The organism is Flavihumibacter petaseus NBRC 106054 (assembly GCF_000974785.1).
Lineage (GTDB): Bacteria > Bacteroidota > Bacteroidia > Chitinophagales > Chitinophagaceae > Flavihumibacter > Flavihumibacter petaseus.
The window spans coordinates 461,915-478,930 of sequence record NZ_BBWV01000004.1; the positions used below are offsets into that span (position 1 = coordinate 461,915).

At 49.4% G+C, this 17,016-nt stretch carries 18 protein-coding genes; 8 read left to right on the plus strand and 10 right to left on the minus strand.

Translation table 11 applies throughout. The features are described from left to right. Nucleotides 1–2: 2 nt before the first annotated feature. The 4 genes from FPE01S_RS21395 to FPE01S_RS21410 form a co-directional block, all read right to left on the minus strand. Entirely contained in the window at nt 3–941 is a 939-nt protein-coding gene (locus FPE01S_RS21395) for a bile acid:sodium symporter family protein (RefSeq protein ID WP_083990386.1), read from the minus strand. Then, a complete protein-coding gene (locus FPE01S_RS21400; protein WP_083990388.1) occupies nt 932–2,419 on the minus strand; it encodes a mandelate racemase/muconate lactonizing enzyme family protein in 1,488 nt (495 codons plus the stop codon). The genes FPE01S_RS21395 and FPE01S_RS21400 overlap by 10 nt, the downstream gene beginning before the upstream one ends. A gap of 448 nt (nt 2,420–2,867) precedes the next feature. Continuing rightward, a complete protein-coding gene (gene yiaA, locus FPE01S_RS21405) occupies nt 2,868–3,278 on the minus strand; it encodes an inner membrane protein YiaA (RefSeq protein ID WP_046371110.1) in 411 nt (136 codons plus the stop codon). Nucleotides 3,279–3,356: 78 nt separating this feature from the next. Then, nucleotides 3,357–3,920 carry a Crp/Fnr family transcriptional regulator gene (locus tag FPE01S_RS21410; protein ID WP_046371111.1) on the minus strand — a complete coding sequence of 188 codons (564 nt, stop codon included), beginning with the start codon at nt 3,918–3,920 and terminating at the stop codon, nt 3,357–3,359. 36 nt (nt 3,921–3,956) lie between these two features. Here FPE01S_RS21410 and FPE01S_RS21415 point away from each other — a divergent pair, with 36 nt between their 5' ends. Next, nucleotides 3,957–4,469 (plus strand): hypothetical protein, encoded by a 513-nt coding sequence (locus FPE01S_RS21415; protein WP_157474122.1) that lies wholly within the window; start codon nt 3,957–3,959, stop codon nt 4,467–4,469. On the opposite strand, the gene FPE01S_RS21420 is transcribed toward FPE01S_RS21415, so the two are convergent. Beyond that, nucleotides 4,438–5,247 carry a DUF2490 domain-containing protein gene (locus tag FPE01S_RS21420; protein ID WP_046371113.1) on the minus strand — a complete coding sequence of 270 codons (810 nt, stop codon included), beginning with the start codon at nt 5,245–5,247 and terminating at the stop codon, nt 4,438–4,440. The two genes, FPE01S_RS21415 and FPE01S_RS21420, sit on opposite strands and share 32 nt — an antisense overlap. Nucleotides 5,248–5,351: 104 nt before the next feature. On the opposite strand from FPE01S_RS21420, the gene FPE01S_RS21425 reads away from it, so the two are divergent. Continuing rightward, on the plus strand, nt 5,352–6,071 hold the full coding sequence (locus FPE01S_RS21425; protein ID WP_046371114.1) for a MarC family protein: 720 nt from the start codon (nt 5,352–5,354) through the stop codon (nt 6,069–6,071). A 2-nt stretch (nt 6,072–6,073) separates the two neighbouring features. Here FPE01S_RS21425 and FPE01S_RS21430 read toward each other — a convergent pair whose 3' ends face one another. The 4 genes from FPE01S_RS21430 to FPE01S_RS21445 form a co-directional block, all read right to left on the minus strand. After that, complete coding sequence (locus FPE01S_RS21430; RefSeq protein ID WP_046371115.1) at nt 6,074–6,649, minus strand: hypothetical protein; 576 nt, start codon at nt 6,647–6,649, stop codon at nt 6,074–6,076. Continuing rightward, complete coding sequence (locus FPE01S_RS21435) at nt 6,646–7,563, minus strand: hypothetical protein (protein ID WP_052956079.1); 918 nt, start codon at nt 7,561–7,563, stop codon at nt 6,646–6,648. The genes FPE01S_RS21430 and FPE01S_RS21435 overlap by 4 nt, the downstream gene beginning before the upstream one ends. A gap of 62 nt (nt 7,564–7,625) precedes the next feature. Next, on the minus strand, nt 7,626–9,335 hold the full coding sequence (locus FPE01S_RS21440) for an arylsulfatase (protein WP_046371116.1): 1,710 nt from the start codon (nt 9,333–9,335) through the stop codon (nt 7,626–7,628). 121 nt (nt 9,336–9,456) lie between these two features. Beyond that, complete coding sequence (locus FPE01S_RS21445) at nt 9,457–10,620, minus strand: beta-1,2-mannosidase (RefSeq protein WP_169749203.1); 1,164 nt, start codon at nt 10,618–10,620, stop codon at nt 9,457–9,459. A 141-nt stretch (nt 10,621–10,761) separates the two neighbouring features. On the opposite strand from FPE01S_RS21445, the gene FPE01S_RS21450 reads away from it, so the two are divergent. The 6 genes from FPE01S_RS21450 to FPE01S_RS21475 are packed head-to-tail and all read left to right on the plus strand — an operon-like array spanning nt 10,762 to nt 15,483. Further along, nucleotides 10,762–11,628, plus strand: coding sequence for an STAS domain-containing protein (locus FPE01S_RS21450; RefSeq protein WP_046371117.1), 867 nt, complete (start codon nt 10,762–10,764; stop codon nt 11,626–11,628). A gap of 3 nt (nt 11,629–11,631) precedes the next feature. Further along, nucleotides 11,632–12,033, plus strand: a complete 402-nt coding sequence (locus FPE01S_RS21455; RefSeq protein WP_046371118.1) for an STAS domain-containing protein — start codon at nt 11,632–11,634, stop codon at nt 12,031–12,033. Continuing rightward, the gene (locus FPE01S_RS21460) at nt 12,008–12,427 is read left to right on the plus strand and encodes an anti-sigma regulatory factor (RefSeq protein WP_174446986.1); all 420 of its coding nucleotides are present in this window, start codon (nt 12,008–12,010) and stop codon (nt 12,425–12,427) included. Before FPE01S_RS21455 ends, FPE01S_RS21460 begins: the two co-directional genes overlap by 26 nt. After that, the gene (locus tag FPE01S_RS21465) at nt 12,420–13,427 is read left to right on the plus strand and encodes an ATP-binding SpoIIE family protein phosphatase (RefSeq protein WP_046371119.1); all 1,008 of its coding nucleotides are present in this window, start codon (nt 12,420–12,422) and stop codon (nt 13,425–13,427) included. The genes FPE01S_RS21460 and FPE01S_RS21465 overlap by 8 nt, the downstream gene beginning before the upstream one ends. 5 nt (nt 13,428–13,432) lie before the next feature. Further along, complete coding sequence (locus tag FPE01S_RS21470) at nt 13,433–15,070, plus strand: ATP-binding protein (RefSeq protein WP_046371120.1); 1,638 nt, start codon at nt 13,433–13,435, stop codon at nt 15,068–15,070. 8 nt (nt 15,071–15,078) lie between these two features. Further along, nucleotides 15,079–15,483 (plus strand): response regulator, encoded by a 405-nt coding sequence (locus tag FPE01S_RS21475; protein ID WP_046371121.1) that lies wholly within the window; start codon nt 15,079–15,081, stop codon nt 15,481–15,483. Between the two features lie 130 nt (nt 15,484–15,613). Here FPE01S_RS21475 and FPE01S_RS21480 read toward each other — a convergent pair whose 3' ends face one another. Further along, entirely contained in the window at nt 15,614–16,999 is a 1,386-nt protein-coding gene (locus FPE01S_RS21480; protein WP_046371122.1) for an alkaline phosphatase family protein, read from the minus strand. Nucleotides 17,000–17,016 lie beyond the last annotated feature (17 nt).

Consider the following 17,016-nt stretch of genomic DNA (forward strand, 5'->3'; position numbering starts at 1 on the left):
CTTTAACGGTGTTCAGCGGGCGGTTTGCGATGCCAATAGCTGGCCAGCAGCGATCCGGTAACATTCATCAACGGACCGAATACAGCCGGTGCGAGGCCGACCGTGGCCATCTTGCCCATCTCTTTCGCGAGTCCCGAGGCGAGTCCACCATTCTGCATGCCAACCTCAATAGCAATGGTGCGGCAGTCTTTTTCGCTCATCCGGAACAAACGCCCTGCCCAATAGCCCAGCGCATAGCCGAAACAGTTATGCAGCAACACCAGCACAATGAGCAGAGGTCCGATCGTCAGCAGGCTATCGCGCCCCGCAGCGGTGATAATGACGATAATAAATGCAATGCCGAACATGGACAGTTTGGGCATCAGTGCATCCAGCCAGCCTGCTCTTCCCTGCAGGAATTTGTTGAACAGCAGTCCCGCGCCGATGGGGAGGATGACCATTTTGACGATATCCCACATCATCTTCATCGCATCGATATGAACATATGCGCCTGCCAGCCATTTCATCAGCAGCGGCGTCATCAATGGCGCCAGCAAGGTCGAAATGGCCGTGATGGTAACGGAAAGCGCGAGGTTTGCTTTCGCCAGGTAACACATTACATTGGAAGCAAAGCCCGATGGGGCACAGCCGATTAGAATAATCCCTGCGGCAATCTCCGGCGGTAGTCCGCTGACACTGGCGAGGGTAAAGCCAAGCGCCGGCATGATGATATAATGACTGACCACCCCAAGGATGACACCCCTGGGCATGCTGATCACGCCTGCAAAATCACGGGCACTCATGGAAGTGCCCATTCCGAACATGATGACCTGGATGAGGGGTATGATCAGTCCGCTCAGTTTGAAACCAAACCAGGTATTGAACCAATGCGGAACTACCATAGCCACCCCAACGGCGGCAAAGATCATGAGGGGATAGGTAAGTCTTTTGATCAGCTCCATGTACGGTCGTGTGAACGTTTTTCATCCCATTCTTTCGTGGGAGCGAAATAGGATTTATCACGCGGGTCAAGATGTTGCTTCAGCACTTCCTCATTCAGCTCTATGCCCAGGCCTGGTGCGGTCAGCGGCACATTGGCATAACCCTTGGTGATCAGCTGCCGCCCATCGGTGGTTTTCACGAGGCTTTCCCACCAGGGAAGGTCAACAGAATGATGCTCCAGCGCCAGGAAATTCTGTGTAGCGGCAGCACAGTGCACATTCGCCATAAAAGAGACAGGTGTGCCAGCCTGGTGCATAGCCATGGCGATACCGTTTTCTTCGGCGTAATCGCCAATGCGTTTGGTTTCGAGCAATCCGCCCGAGGTGGCCAGATCGGGGTGCACAATATCAACGGCATGCTGATCGATCAGCGGTTTGAAGTTTTGCAACAGGTAAATATCTTCGCCGGTCAGTGTCGGCGTTTCAAGCGCTTGTGAAATGGTCTTATGTTGCTCGGTATACTGCCAGGGCACCATATCCTCCAGCCAGGCGAGTCGGTATTTTTCCAGTTTTTTGCCCAGCCGGATCATATTATTCATGTCGAAATGACCGTAATGGTCAGTAGAAAGTGGCACCTGGTCACCAATTACGGCCCGCACGTCTGCAACCCGCTGCGCGAGAAGATCCAGCCCCTTTTCGGTCACCTGGATGCCGGTAAACGGGTGCATGGTATTGGCATAAGACATATAGTCTCCATTCCATTGTGCAAGTTCCTTGCCCCAGAAATCGCTGTTGACCAGGGTTCCCGGTACACCTTTCAGGATGCCGATCGACACATCCATTTTCAACCAGGTGTAACCCTGGTCAAACATCCTGTAGTTCACTCTCTTTTTGAATTCAGCCAGGTCACTTGATTCGGGCGTGTCGGCATAGATCCGGATCTTATCGCGGTAACGGCCGCCCAGCAACTGCCACGCGGGAACATTGTAGGCCTTGCCGCATATATCCCATAGCGCCATCTCTACCGCACAAACGCCACCTCCCTGCCTTGCCTGCCCACCGAATTGTTTGAGTGATTTGAAGACCATTTCCACGTTACAGGGGTTCATCCCCAGGATCCGGCTTTTCAGCATTAGTGCATAGCGTACATCTGAAGCATCGCGCACTTCGCCCAGGCCATAAATGCCCTGGTTGGTATCTATCCTGATGATTGCTGTTCCGCCCATTACGGCGGTGAGGCAATAGCGCATATCCGTGATCTTCAGGTCTGCCGGTGCGGAATAGCGGCTCACTTTCTGGGTGCTTTGTGCAATCAGTTCTTCGATCGGGGAAAAAATTGTGGCAGCACCAAGTGCAATACCTCCAAGCGTGGATTGTTTGAAGAAATTCCTGCGGCTGTTTTCGCCGGCAGCAGGTACGGCGGAAGGGTTTTCATTCGTTGGCAGGCAATCGGGCTCCCTGAGCCCCAGGCCTGCCAGCAATCGTTGTGCGGGCGTCATGGGCTTTTATTTTTGTCGTTTAATGCTGGAAAAGCTTAGCCGTCGCGAATAAAATCCAGAAAACAATCTAAGATTTTTTTAGAAAGGAAATCTGTTCTTCCGGAAAACAGCCTTAATACCACCCTGTTGCCACGCTTTTGGTTATCCTTTGACTATCCTTTGGTAACCCGGAAGGCACCCCGATTTTACCCGGATTCTACCTGGTTTTCATAGGGAAAACGGGTCAATTCCGGGTAAAACCCGGAGAACCAAAGGGGTTCCAAAGGATTATCAACAGGGTTTCATCGGGGATTATGTAGAATAGGATCAAACTTCACCCCTCACCTACGCTAAGCTTCAGACTTCGTTATCGCTACGTCTGGCAATGTCGGCGGACGATGCCAAACACCAAACCACTCCCCCGCGGATCCCAACAAATAAACACCTAAACAACTAAACACCTAAACACTTATTCCTCCCTCTTACTCCCTTTCAGGTCCCTCGTATTTTTTTGCACGGCGATCGCCGCAAATATGCTCAGTACAAAAGACATCGCATAAAAGCCCTTTTCGCTCCTGGTCATTTCCGCATTCCACAATCCGACAGTCATGAGCACGACACAGAGGATGATCGCAAACCATGCGATTCCGTAATACAGGTTGGTGACAGGAATCCCCTCGAGCTGGTCGCGGACGGCCTTCTGAACCGATACGGCTGAAAAAAGACCGAACATCAGCACAGTAAAATAATAACCTTTCTCATTGAGCGCCATATCGGCATTATACAGACCGATTAGAAATGAAGTGATACCAATCAGGAGGGCGCACCAGGAAGCGCCGACGAAAGCGGATGAAGGTGCCTGGTAGTTCTTTTGTTCCATAGACATTTTGTTGCAACAAATCTATCTGATGGGAATCCATCATTTTTTGACGGATGTCAAAATCGCTGAAACGAGTTGTTAAGACTTTCCCCTGATCCGGCTTAAGGTCTCCTGGCTCATGCCCAGGTAAGAAGCGACCTGGCCGAGTGATGCGCGTTCTAAAACATGCGGGGAATCGAGGAGCAGTTCTTCATAACGTTCTGCCGCTGTTTTAAACTGCGCATTTACAAATCGCTCCTCCAGCCGGATATAATAGGATTCATATGCTTTGCGGAGCAAGCGCTCCATTTCCTGGAACCGATCGAGTAATTCCATTAACTTATCTTTCTGAATTCCCCAGAGCACACTTCCTTCAAGCAACTGGATATTCTCCACCGCTGGCTGTTCGGTGATAAAACTGTGGAAAGAAGTCACGAAATCATTTTCCCAGGAAAACCAGTGGGTGATCTCCCTTCCATCCAGGTGGTAAAATCCGCGAGCTGCGCCGCTGTCAATAAAATACAGGTCACGGCACACCCTGCCTTCCCTGGCCAGGTAGTCATTCCTGTTAAAGATCAGGCGGCTGAAAGATTGCTGCAGGGCAGCTTCCATTTCAGGGGTCAGTGCATACCAACGCCGCAACTGATCGGTTAGTTTTTCCATCTCCCAAATGTATTATAATACTGTATTTTTAGGGTAATGAAGAGTCTCCTCTGCCGTATGATTTTTCTGGCGTTATTATTCATTTTCAAAACCGCCCCTGCGCAGGAATGCGTCGTGCAAAACCGTGTACTCCCAGACGGCAGCCTATTGTATTATATAGAAGACCTTCGCTTTTACTGGACAGAAGAAAAAAGCCTTTATGGCGGCATCCGTACCGATGGCAACCAATATTACCTGAACCTGCGCCCTTATCCGGTAGTTCCCAGGGAAAAAAGAAAGCTGAAAGGGCCCGTGCTGCTGGAACTGGAAAATGATACGACCTACACCCTGAAACAATTTGATACAGAATGGCTGGGCGATACTGCCGTCAGCCTGTTCTACCAGATCTCCCGCGAACAGCTGGATGCCATGTTACATCATCGCGTTCGCAAGGCTGTTATCGACATGGAAGAAGGCAAGCCTAGAGAATACGCATTTGCCTTACACCGGGAAGCCATCATGAGTCAGCTGCAGTGTTTTATTGATTCGCGCCGGAAGAAGAAATTTTAACCGGCGGTTTGTCTTTGTGCAGCTTTTTGTAAATATTCCGGAACAGGTTATTGAAGGCAACATTGAACTGCAGTGCGTGGTACACTTCATTGGTTTCCCTTGGCAGAAATTCATTTACATAGGTAAGTTCCAGCTGCACATCATCGGTAACAGAATATCCACCCCCAATTGTCAGTCTCGATCTGTCGAAGAACTGATCCCCGGTAACCTGGCTGGGCGTCTTGAATAATAACTCCATCGACCCTATACCATACGCAACCTTTGCCCTGATCCGACGCTCATTGATCGGGTAGATCAGCTTAATCTGATCCCGGAACCGGTAAACGCCTTCATTATAACCATCGGTGTTTTTGATATGGCGATCTTCCATCCGCATCCTCGACAAGAGGGTATACCGGCCTTTTTTGATGTACCAGGTTGCCTGCAGGGCCAGCCTGCTTTCCGGATACTCCCGCTGATCAATATCAGGCACATACTTATTGTAATACCCGGCAAAAAAAATGGAGAACTTCCATTTCGCATTCATGTAATAATGCCCCCAGACCCGGGCATAGATCTGCGCACTGCTGGCGAAAACGCTGTGATTGGATGGCGTACTGGTATAAGTATCTCCGAGATTGAGTTCCAGGCTCCACTTCTGCCCGATGGTACCTGTGAAAGCGAATTCGTTCCAGAACTGGTGGTAAGTATTGACCTGGGCGGTTATGGAGCAACTGACAAGAATACAGCACATGATCAAACCTGACCGAATACCCGAAATTCCCCGGCTGATCGTCATGCGCTGCTTTTATCTTAAAGATAGGCATTCTAAGAAACGGAAAACCGGCGAATACCGGCGCTTGTTATCCTTTTGCTTTCCGTCTTTTTTCCTATGTTTAACCCATGCCGGAAAATCTCATCCCCCAGCTCGAATTTTTCTTCAGTATTATTCCACTCACCTATGTGGCACTGTTCCATGTAATCAATCCTATCGGCTCTGGCGTGCTGTTTTACAATATCACCCCCGGTATCAGTGGCAAAGAACGCCGCGTGCTGGCCAAAAAAATCGCTTTTAATACAGCCATCATGCTGGTGGTTATCCTGGCCTGTGGCATCTATATCATGAAACTTTTCGGGATAACTGTCCCCATCATCAAGATCTGCGGTGGCATGGTCATCCTGGCCATGGGCTGGCGTTCGCTTCAGCAGGATGACGATACCAATGAAAGCGACAAAAAGCTACCGCTGGCAAATACCATCCGTGGACTCGAAGCCTATCGGAGCAAGATCTTTTATCCCTTTACTTTTCCCTTTACTGTAGGTCCCGGCACCATTTCTGTAGCGCTTACGATCAGCGCCGAATCGCTGGTGCATCGCGGAAGCACTCACAGCGTGTTGCAGTATGCCGGTGCGGGAACGGCCGTATTGCTGGTGGCACTGACCATTTATGTATGCTATGGTTCCACCGACATGGTATTGGGCAGAATGTCACTTCATGTGCGACAGGTGGTAATGAAGATCTTTTCTTTCATCCTGCTTTGCATTGGCGGACAAATCGTATTCGGGGGGGTGGAGGAATTTGTGCGTCAGGTCGTTAACGGCCTGAAGGATACTACTCAATAAAATCACCGGTACCTGGAGCCGATGGTGAAATAAACGAGGTCGCTGATCCTGACCAGGTCGCCGCGACTGATGCGTTCCTTCACAGCAGGATGGGTTACAGGCTGGTTCAGAAATACGAGAATATAATATTTGTTCTCAACAAAGGGATGCACCGTTTTGGCAGAGCGGAACGACAGGTAGGTTACGGTCTCCCGCTTTTCCTCCACAAAAAATGAAGTTTTTGAGATCCACAGGCATTTGGTCTTTTCCATCAGTTGCGAAATCTTCCGGAGACTGGCTGTGTCGTAATTATAACGCATAATGGTACCATACAATCGCCATTCGTCATACTCTGTATCATAGATGTAACGCACAGTATCCGTGACCACCTCCATCACATAGTATCGGTAGGATTTGTCTGTGAAGCCCGCCGAAAACGGTTGATGCCGGTAAGACTGATCATATAACCGGATCATTTCTTCGATGTCTTCCCTGTTCTCGCGGTAATAATCGGCCGACTTCCGCGTCGTAGTTGCCGCGCACCCCCAACCGCCGGAAACGGCGGCAAACAACAGCAGGTATAAGCTCCATTGCCTCATTTGGGACTGGTTATGGTGGTGACGCCAAAGATCAGTTTCCTTAAGTTTTTGCGCGATATGGTTTGTTGCGTGCGAAGCCCATAATCCCAATACTGCATCTCCATCCGGTCGCCAGACCGGTAAATATCGTACAACACGATAAAATGCGTTGGTGCCCTCAACCGCAAAAAGAAAAACTTGTGGGGATACAGGAATTTACTGTTCACATAAAGGATGACCACTCCTATCCGCAATTGTTCACTGAGGTAGGTATAATAGTCATTTTTAAATGGTCGGATAAAATCCGACCCGACAGCCTTGATCTCATCTTCCGTGAAATGCCGAAGCATCCGGTTGAACTTGCCGTAATTGGTAGACGCCCAAAGCTTGTTCTCGTCCCCCCGTTTATAACTTTGATCAAAGAAGTTCATATAACCCCGGAACTGGTCTGCGAGCGTGAGGAACCATAGCTGATCGGCATGCAAGATGTCGAGCTCCCCTTTATTCTTCAGCGTGCCGGCTGCCATTTTCACCTTTTCGGAAGGATCAAGATTTCGTTTCTCCAGTTTGGCATTGCCCCTGCGGTAAAGAGACAAAATCTCCTGCAAGTAGATTTCCGGATGGTATTTCAACAGGAGATGGGTCATCGCCGCATAGCCGCAGAAATTGGTGGATGCACCCTGGTTGATCCTTGAAGGATATAAAATATTGTTGCGCACATTGGCGAAAAACAACGTAGGTTTCACATTCGGCCACTGATCAGAAGCAGTAAGGGTATCGGTCTGCAGAAAGGCTTTCATGGCCTGATCCCGTTTTTCCGCAATATAGTCGTCCCACCGGTGGTCCAGCATCACATTCCCCTGGCCGGAAACTTTGCCCGCAAAGGCAGCGCAGCAAACCACCAGGAACAAAAATGACCGGAAGGACGACATCATATCAGAAATATACAAACAAAAAGGCCCCGCCTTAGCGGGGCCTTCAATGATCTAAGTAAATTTTAGTTCTTTTTCGTCGGCTTCACTTTACCCTTTTTGGCAGGCGCTGCTTCTTTTGCAGCCTCTTCCCGTTTCTTATCGTATTCCTGCTTCATGATCTTAAGTTCATTTTCCAAACGAATATTTCCAATCACCTGGTTCATGATGGTTGTCGGATTAAAGCTTGGTGGAATTGACCTCGGTGGCCATTCCTTGAATGTCATGGCAAAATCGACTACTTCCTGCATCACACCATAGATTGAACCCACATGATTCAACTGCCAATCCCAAAAGGTATTCGACGTGATATCTGCTCTTTCATACGGATCCTGGAACAGGTTGAAGATCTTTTGCAGGCGGAGTTCCGTAAATGGTTCAGCCCATACACCCATTGTTCCCTGCATTCTTTGTTCGGCAAATACATACTTATAGTCTCCCTTGCGATATGCCACAAGTAGCCCATCATCATTGGAATAAAAGAAATTGTCCCTGGCACTATGCACGCCATTATTGTTTCCGGCCGAACCACTGACAGTCTGGAGAAACTTGGATTGATCATAACCATCAAGATGAACCTTATAGGTATGGCCGTTTGCTGAATAGCCGGCGATAAGCTTTGCCTTGATGTCCGGTTCTCCGGCAATGGCACAGAGCGTAGGGATCCAATCGTTGTGACTCATCAGTTCATTACTTACAGTGCCGGGCTTAATGTGACCAGGCCAGCGCACCAGGCAGGGTACTCTGAAAGCGCCTTCCCAGTTGGTGTTTTTTTCAGAACGGTAAGGCGTCATTGCACCATCCGGCCAGGTATTCATATGCGGACCATTATCTGTCGAATAAACGACGATCGTATTGTCGGTAATACCCAGCTCATCCAATACCTTAAGAATAGAACCGATGGTCTCATCGTGTTCAATCATCCCGTCATTATATTCGCTGTCACCATGTTTGTAACGTCCACGGTGTTCAGTTCTTACATGCGTACGGAGGTGCATACGGGTTGAATTAAACCAACAGAAGAATGGTTTACCGGCGGCTTTCTGCCTTTTGATAAAATCGATGGCAGCGGCTGAAGTTTCATCATCAACGGTTTCCATTCTTTTTTTGGTCAGCGGACCCGTGTCTTCAATTTTCTGCCTGCCAATCTTGCCAAAACGGGGATCTTCTTTGGGATCATCAACCGTGGTTGCATAGCAATGCAATACTCCTCTCGGACCAAACTTTGCCAGGTACGCGGGGTCTTTGGGATAATCTGGCAGTTCAGGTTCTTCCTCGGCATTCAGGTGATAAAGGTTTCCGAAAAACTCATCAAACCCATTAACGGTAGGAAGGGATTCGTTACGATCGCCGACATGGTTCTTTCCAAACTGCCCGGTAACATAACCCAGACTTTGAAGCAGCCCACCAACGGAAGGGTCCAGCTGGCTCATCCCCATTGGTGCGCCGGGGAAACCAACCTTGGTGAGCCCAGAGCGAATCCCATGTTGTCCGGTCAAAAAAGCAGCCCGGCCGGCCGTACAGGATTGTTCTCCATAATAATGCTGCAATTTAAGACCCTCTTTGGCAAGCCGGTCAATGTTAGGCGTTTCATACCCCATCACACCACCACTGTAAGCGCTGACGTTCGTGGTCCCGATATCATCTCCCCATAAAACCACAATGTTAGGTTTTTGCTGTGCATGCGCCAGGGACATAATTCCCAAAGCACAAACGAGTGTGATTCCTTTATTCATTTTGTCTTATTTGATTGAATTGCCGTATAACCGGTCTAAACCCAGACAAATCAGAAAGGAGTCATCCTCCAGCGATTGGAACTTTTTTTAAAAATTTTGCCGATTAACCGTTCTCTGCTGGTTACCGGAGGGGTAACGGATCCGGAGCCAATGGCTCTTCAGGGTCATATATTGCCACAGCTACCCGTGAATCCGCACATCCATAGTAGAGGAACCACTTTTTACGGAAATACACCAGCCCTTCCATAAATACGGTACCATCGGCGTACTGCCCTGTTTTTTCAAATGACGCCATGGGGCGGAAAAATGGCTGATCCAGCCGGGCGATTGCCTTCGTTGGTTCGTTGCTGTCAAACAGCACCTGCCCGCCACTGTAGGTTCCTTTGGGAAGCAGGGTGTCCCTGCCCGCCGCTGACAGGTTTTTGCCATTATACAACAGCAGGATGCCCTTGTCTGTCAGCACTGCAGGAGGGCCGCATTCTGTCAGGTGGCTGTCGAAATACCCTTTGCGGGGTTCAATCAAAGGCAAAAGTGCCCCTTTTGCATCTACTACTGGTTCCCAATCCACCAGGTTTTCTGAAGTCGCGGCAAACACGCCGAGCTCCCCCCAATACATCCAGTATTTATTACGCACTTTCGCTATCACCAGCCGGTCATTTTTAAGGCGGGTAACAATTGATGCGGATTTATGCGGTTTGTCCACAAATTTTCCGCCATAGGCCTTCGCAAAAATAGTTCCGTGCTTTTTCCAGTTGATAAGGTCGGTTGATGTGGCAACACCCAGGCGAGGCACATCGCGGTTCCACTGCGTGTAAAAAACAACATAAGTGCCGTCTTCGGTAACCGCAACCCTGGGATCTTCGCAACCACCTGGCCACTCAAATTTTTTCTGGCCATCATTACCCGGGTACAATACAGGAATGGGCTTTCGCGTAAAATTTATCCCGTCGGTACTTTCAGCATATCCCAGCCGTGAGGTACGGAAGCCGATACCCTCACCGGATTTATCCTCGGCCCGGTACAACACAACGACTTTGTTATCCTTAAGTACCGCGCCCGGATTAAAAGTGTCATTGGACTCCCAGGCGATTGACCTTCCGGTCATCGGATCTGCAAAAACAGATGCTGCTTTTGGAGAAATAACCGGATTGGTTTCCGCCCGTTGAAATCCGCCGAACGCCCAGGCAGGCAGGCTTTTTGCCCTTGGTTGACCAATGACCAGCAAGGGAAGTACCGAAACCAGCGATATCGACACAAATTTGCAGAAAAACGACTCGTTCATCATCCTAACAAATATAAAAGTGGGGAATAATCTCATCATTTCGGCTAAGGAATACCGATATAAAAAATCGGGCCAAAGCCGCGACAAACCTGAATTCAGCAGGTTACTGAAATATACTACATTTAGCCCCTCAACAAAACTTTCATGAAACAGGACTACTTCAAGGGACTACAAAAACGCAAGAAACAAATTCTTGAAAACTGGATGAAATCGCAACTCAGCGACGAATCCCTCCGCGAAGATCTGATGACCAACGAGAATCTCCGGGAGCAATCTGAAGAACTGCTGAACGCGATCCTGGGCACCATAACGGAAAAAAATATAAGCGAAGGAATGACGGCTGAATTTGAACAGGTTCACGAAATTCTGGCCGGGATTTCCATTTCGAGAGCCAGGCAGGGTTATTCTCCGAGGGAAACCGGCGTATTCGTATTCAGCCTGAAAGATGCGTTACTGAATAGCCTGAAAGAAGACCTGTCCAACGATCCGAAGGCACTGGCAGATGTTGTGCTGAAAATGAACAAATTCATGGACAGCATGGGCATCATCACTTTTGAAACCTTTATTAAAGGACGTGAAGAAGTTATCCTGAGGCAAACGGACGAGATCACAGAAATTTCCACTCCGGTGATCCGTGTATGGGACGGAATACTGGCACTGCCCATTATCGGTACACTCGACAGTTCCCGGACGCAGGTCGTGATGGAAAATCTCCTGCAGCAGATTGTAGAAACCGGCAGCACCATCGCCATCCTTGATATTTCAGGCGTACCCGCCGTGGATTCGCTCGTTGCCCAACACCTGATCAAAACTGTAGCAGCCACCAGGCTGATGGGTGCAGAATGCATCATCAGCGGTATCCGACCGGAAATTGCCCAGACAGTAGTTCACCTGGGCATAGACCTGAGCAATATAGTAACCAAAGCATCACTGGCGCACGCTTTGAAATATGCATTTGCCATGCTAAAACTGGAGGTGCGCAAACCAATGAAAGATAAACCGTCGTTATAATTTATGGAAAGGATACCGATTCTGCGAATGGGACACTTTCTCCTCGTTACCATTCAGATTGATCTGTATGACCGGCTGGCCACCAACCTTGAGGCCGACCTCGTCCAGATGGTAAACCGCACGGGCGCAAGGGGCGTGCTCATCGACATTTCTGCCCTGAATATTGTGGATTCGTTCATGGGAAGAATCCTGGGGAATATCGGCAGCATGTCGAAAATCATGGATGCTGAAACAGTTGTAGTGGGAATGCAGCCTGCAGTCGCTATCACCCTGATCGAACTGGGACTTGAACTGAAAGGTGTGCATACCGCCCTGAATGTTGAGAAAGGCATGGAATTACTGAAACAAAAAATAGGACCGGCGGAAGCAAGCGACGAAGATGATGACGAAGATGGTACTGAATAAGGACAGCATGCGTATTGAAAGGGAACAAGATGTTGTTCCCTTCAGGAACCGCGTGCGGGAATTCGCCGTCAAGATCGGGATGGGAATCGTCAACCAGACCAAACTGATTACCGCCGCAAGTGAACTGGTGCGAAACATGCTGAAATATGCCGGTGGCGGTGCGGTATTGATTGAAGCCATCAGCCAGGGCAGAGAAACCGGCATCCGGCTTACTTTCGAAGACAAGGGGCCGGGCATCGGTGACATCGCGCTCGCCATGAAAGATGGGTACTCGTCAGGCAAAAGCCTGGGGATCGGGCTTCCGGGCACGAAGCGGCTCGTTAACGAATTCGATATCAAAAGCAAAACCGGTGAAGGCACAACTGTTTCCATCGTAAAATGGAAAAATGGGTAACCGGCATTACGTATACAAAGTTGAAGACAGGAGCTATTTCGCGATCATCAAAAAAGAAATTCATGCTTTGGCGGTCACAGCAGGTTTCGGTCAGCGCAGATTGGCAGAGGTCGATATTGTGGTGGCAGAAATTGTCAGCAACCTCGTAAAGCATGGCGGAGGCGGTGAGTTGCTGGTAAAGACGCTGGAAGATGAGGGTACAAAGGGCATAGAGTTGATCAGCATTGACAGCGGCCCCGGAATGACAGATCCCGGAAAAATGCTGGCAGACGGAGTATCCACCAGGAACACGCTGGGGCATGGCCTGGGAGCAATGAAAAGGTTATCAGATCTCTTCCAGATTTACTCTCAACCCGGCTGGGGCACCATTGTACTCTCCCGCCTTTTCGAAAAGGAACGCGGATATAAAAAACCGGCGCTGGCAGAAATCCGGTCGGTCGTTGTTCCCAAACCTGGTGAAACCGCATGCGGTGATGGCTTCTGGTACAAACAAACTACCGAGCACCTCAAGATTTTCCTGGGTGACGGTCTGGGGCATGGGGAACCGGCGGCTGCCGCGGTGGCGCAAGCCGGCAATTATTTTATGCAGAGCCACGAAACCGACCCCGTAGAGATTATCCGGGAAATGAACCAGGCTGTTCGCAAATCGCGCGGCCTCGTTGGCGCAGTGGCGATTTATTCCAGGAAAGAGCGGCAATGGAGTATTTGCGGTGTCGGCAACATCGCTACCAGGATCACCGGGCCATCTTTCGGAAAAAGCTATATGGCCTATAATGGAATTATCGGTCTCAATGTACCCAGAACCCTTAACACACAGACAATCGTCCATGAAAAAGGACAACAACTAATCCTGTGCAGTGATGGCATCCGTTCCCGGTGGGACCTTACAAAACTGACAGGGATACTGCGGTGTGACTTGTCGATTCTCACAGCCGCTATTTATAAGGATTTCGGCAGGCATTCAGACGACATGTCGGTCGCTGTCTGCAAAATCAACTGACAACCATGCAGGATATTGCGCGGATAACACTGGAGAATGAACTGGACCTGATCCTGGCCCATAAACGCTCCATGAAACTGGCTGAGCTGGCGGGACTGGGCCTTTCTGCTCAAACCACTTTTGCTACTGCTGTTTCAGAGATAGCCCGGAACATTATCGAAAGCGGAAAACAGGGCTTCCTCGATCTGAAAGTCGATGCAGGACTCAAGCAAAACTATATCGTCGCATCCCTGATTGATCAGCATGATGCCAAAACATTCCGCCAGGGCATCGCCTATGCCAGAAAACTGGTGCACAAATTCCAGGTGCTGCCCATGGGCAACCAGACGAAAATCGATCTCCATTACCGTATTCAGCCTTCCTTCCGCATTGATATTTCCAGGATCGATGAATGGCGCAATATCTTCCGCAATGAACCACCCGTTTCGCCATATGATGAGCTCAAGCGAAAAAATGAATTGCTCCAGGACCTGTCCGAACGCCTGCAGCAGAGTGAATCGCAGTATAAAACACTGACGAATACGCTGCCGATAGCCATATTTACCATGAACCGGGAAGCCAGGTTGTTGTATGCCAACCAATGGATGTACCGGCTGAGCGGGCTGGACCTCGATGAACTGAATCTAAGCCGCTGGTCACAGGTCGTTCATGAACGCGATTACCCCATGTTCCGTGAACTTATCGACCACGGGATCATCAATTCCGACCATACGATCAAAACCGCCCTGCGTATTCGTTATGCACCTGATGGCAGTTTCCTGTGGCATGAACTTTCGCTTACACCGCTGGCTGACGAACAATCAGGCGTTCAATACTGGATCGGCGCACTCGTGGACATTCATGCGCAGAAGCTGGTAGAAGCAACGCTGAAAGATAATTTTGAGCTGAAAGAAATCCAGTTGCAGCTGGAGAAGTATCAGCAGAAACAGGAAGAATTTATTTCTGAACTGAACCGAAGCAACCAGGAACTTCAGCAATTTGCATTTGTCGCGTCACATGACTTGCAGGAACCCGTCAGGAAAGTCCTTTATTACAGCGACTGGCTGCTCACACAGACAAGCGCTGAAATGTCTGGTAAGAGCCGCGAATACCTCGTCAAGATGAACCAGTCGGCTACCAGGATGCGTACCCTGATCCAGGACCTGCTGGTTTTTTCACAGATCAATAGAAACGCCATACACTGGGAAAATATCGACCTACAGCAACTGGCTTTGGAAATTGCCGGTGATTTTGACATGGTGGTCGCTGAAGCCAATGCAACACTGCAGATCATTGACTTGCCGCATCTTGAAGCCGACAAACGGATGATGTCGCAGCTGATCCGCAACATGATCAGCAACGCACTGAAGTATTCATCGCCCGACAGGCCTCCGGTTATCAGGCTTGAAGCCACTGTCGACAAAGACTTCGTCACGCTTGCTTTTATCGACAACGGTATTGGATTTGAGACGCAATATCTCCCGCAAATGCTCACCCTGTTCCAGCGCCTTCATGACCGCAGCCAATATGAAGGAACCGGACTTGGTCTTGCCATCTGCAAGAAGATCATCGATATCCACCATGGAAAAGTGAATGCAAGTTCACAGCCAGGTGTCGGGTCTACCTTTTATGTTACGCTCCCACGCACCCGGTTTAATGCTTAAATTCGACTATGGTTTTTCAGAAAATTCTGATTGTGGATGATGATATGGATGATTTCGAGATCCTGCGGGGAGCCCTGGAAAGCATTCCTGCTGCACCTACCATAGGCTATGCAGAAAACGGTGAAAAAGCCCTGGATACGCTCAACAGGTATGGTCAGTCCGATAACCTCCCTGAACTAATCGTTCTCGACCTGAATATGCCTTTAAAAAACGGCACAGAAACCCTGCGGTCATTGAAAGCCGATCCAAGGTTCCGGCACATCCCGGTAATCATTTATTCCACCTCTATCAATCCGCTGGAAGCAAACAAATGCATGCAACTGGGCGCTTTGTCATACATTACCAAGCCGATCTCACATGAGGAAAGTGTTGAGACAGCAAAGCTGTTTCAAAGTATCTGCGAAAAAAGATAATAGTTTAAAAGTTTATTGGTTTATAAGTTTAGCTGTTGTTCCCGCGCCGGTGGGATCCTGGATATTATTCCAACATCGTGACTTTCGGGTACTCAACAACTAAACTTATAAACCACTATACTTCAATACATCATTTACTACCGACTGCCTGACGCTGGCTGTTCAGTATAGCGGCAGGCACCTTCCCCTCCATGCCTTCCAGCTTAATACCTGACAGGGCCACGATGACCGGCGCCACATCCACCATATTCATTTCAGGGATAAGTACTCCGGCCTGCAGGCCCGGACCACAGGCCACAAATCCTGTCCGGATCTGCTGATGATCGGGAAAGAATCCATGGGTTCCCTTTACTTTGGGGAAAGTCACCATCAATTGTTGGGTTCCATTACCGATCGTTGTTCCATTCAACCCGGTGATTGCCAGCTGAACACCCGGATCAGCGCCTACTGCAGTCAATTTACCCTTATCCACGACGGCAAAATATTGCCTGGTGGTATCTGGCAATGCTGTCAGCAATTGCTTTACTCTTTCCAGCGTCTTCACATCTTTGGGGTCTTTCAACTGCAGAAAACCGGATCCGCCGGAACTGTGAAACTGGGCCTTCCACTGCCCTTTTTTCACGTCACCGATCAGGCCATTTAATGCCAGTACTGCATTCGGATTGAAGCTGCGGTAGATATTCTCAAATCCGTGATCTCCCAGGATCACGACCAGCGTACTATCGGCTATACCAGCCCTGCGGAGGCCTTCCAGCATGGTCTTGATGGCGCGATCAGCACCGCTGACTGCGGCTTTTACGATATAGGCATCGCGCCCCTCTTCGTGTTCATAGTGATCCGTTGCCGCCAGGTGAACGGCCATGAAATTGGGTTTATACCTGCGGAGAATATAGCCGGCGATCCTGCCCATATTTTCATCTGCGATCAGCTCTTCATGATCCGAAGCGATGTCTTCCGCTCTCAGATAGCCTGTTGCACTGTCCTGTACTTCTTTCCACAAGGCAAGTGGCCAGGTGGCAGCCGCCGTTGCACCCCGGGAATCCTGCATATTTTTCGGATCCCAGTATTCCGGAATGCGGTAATCGATCGGCGCCTCATAGGTTACCGGCCACCGCACACAGGCAGTAGTCTTTCCCGCATCATGCATCGCCGACCAGATCGTGGGCGTCCGGATCAGCTTATAATCCCAGTACCATTGCCCCGTTGATCCAGCCGGCTCAAAAAAAGTATTGTAATAAATACCATGTTTTGCAGGCGTAACGCCCGTCACCATGGTGGTATGATCCGGATAAGTAACTGAAGGGAAAACAGGGTTTACACCTTCAGCCGCAACACCATGTTTCATCAGCTCCCGCACTGTCGGCATGCCATAAGCGCTGTCCAGGTAAAACTCCGGACGAAACCCATCCACTGTAACCAGCAGCACATAACGTGCAGGTGCAGTCACCTGGGCCCGGAGGGCCACAGGTAAACACACACTGAGAAGGAGAAAAACGATTAAAACTTTGTTCCGCATATTCAATTTTTTGAACA

Excerpts from the sequence above, each read along its gene's own strand:
- FPE01S_RS21430 (WP_046371115.1), bottom strand. The coding sequence starts at position 6,649 with ATGAGGCAATGGAGCTTATACCTGCTGTTGTTTGCCGCCGTTTCCGGC.
- FPE01S_RS21460 (WP_174446986.1), top strand. The coding sequence starts at position 12,008 with ATGATGACGAAGATGGTACTGAATAAGGACAGCATGCGTATTGAAAGG.
- FPE01S_RS21395 (WP_083990386.1), bottom strand. The coding sequence starts at position 941 with ATGGAGCTGATCAAAAGACTTACCTATCCCCTCATGATCTTTGCCGCC.
- FPE01S_RS21455 (WP_046371118.1), top strand. The coding sequence starts at position 11,632 with ATGGAAAGGATACCGATTCTGCGAATGGGACACTTTCTCCTCGTTACC.
- FPE01S_RS21475 (WP_046371121.1), top strand. The coding sequence starts at position 15,079 with ATGGTTTTTCAGAAAATTCTGATTGTGGATGATGATATGGATGATTTC.
- FPE01S_RS21420 (WP_046371113.1), bottom strand. The coding sequence starts at position 5,247 with ATGACGATCAGCCGGGGAATTTCGGGTATTCGGTCAGGTTTGATCATG.
- FPE01S_RS21440 (WP_046371116.1), bottom strand. The coding sequence starts at position 9,335 with ATGAATAAAGGAATCACACTCGTTTGTGCTTTGGGAATTATGTCCCTG.
- FPE01S_RS21465 (WP_046371119.1), top strand. The coding sequence starts at position 12,420 with ATGGGTAACCGGCATTACGTATACAAAGTTGAAGACAGGAGCTATTTC.
- FPE01S_RS21425 (WP_046371114.1), top strand. The coding sequence starts at position 5,352 with ATGCCGGAAAATCTCATCCCCCAGCTCGAATTTTTCTTCAGTATTATT.
- FPE01S_RS21445 (WP_169749203.1), bottom strand. The coding sequence starts at position 10,620 with ATGATGAACGAGTCGTTTTTCTGCAAATTTGTGTCGATATCGCTGGTT.
- FPE01S_RS21450 (WP_046371117.1), top strand. The coding sequence starts at position 10,762 with ATGAAACAGGACTACTTCAAGGGACTACAAAAACGCAAGAAACAAATT.
- FPE01S_RS21470 (WP_046371120.1), top strand. The coding sequence starts at position 13,433 with ATGCAGGATATTGCGCGGATAACACTGGAGAATGAACTGGACCTGATC.
- FPE01S_RS21415 (WP_157474122.1), top strand. The coding sequence starts at position 3,957 with ATGAAGAGTCTCCTCTGCCGTATGATTTTTCTGGCGTTATTATTCATT.
- FPE01S_RS21400 (WP_083990388.1), bottom strand. The coding sequence starts at position 2,419 with ATGACGCCCGCACAACGATTGCTGGCAGGCCTGGGGCTCAGGGAGCCC.
- FPE01S_RS21435 (WP_052956079.1), bottom strand. The coding sequence starts at position 7,563 with ATGATGTCGTCCTTCCGGTCATTTTTGTTCCTGGTGGTTTGCTGCGCT.
- FPE01S_RS21480 (WP_046371122.1), bottom strand. The coding sequence starts at position 16,999 with ATGCGGAACAAAGTTTTAATCGTTTTTCTCCTTCTCAGTGTGTGTTTA.
- yiaA (WP_046371110.1), bottom strand. The coding sequence starts at position 3,278 with ATGGAACAAAAGAACTACCAGGCACCTTCATCCGCTTTCGTCGGCGCT.
- FPE01S_RS21410 (WP_046371111.1), bottom strand. The coding sequence starts at position 3,920 with ATGGAAAAACTAACCGATCAGTTGCGGCGTTGGTATGCACTGACCCCT.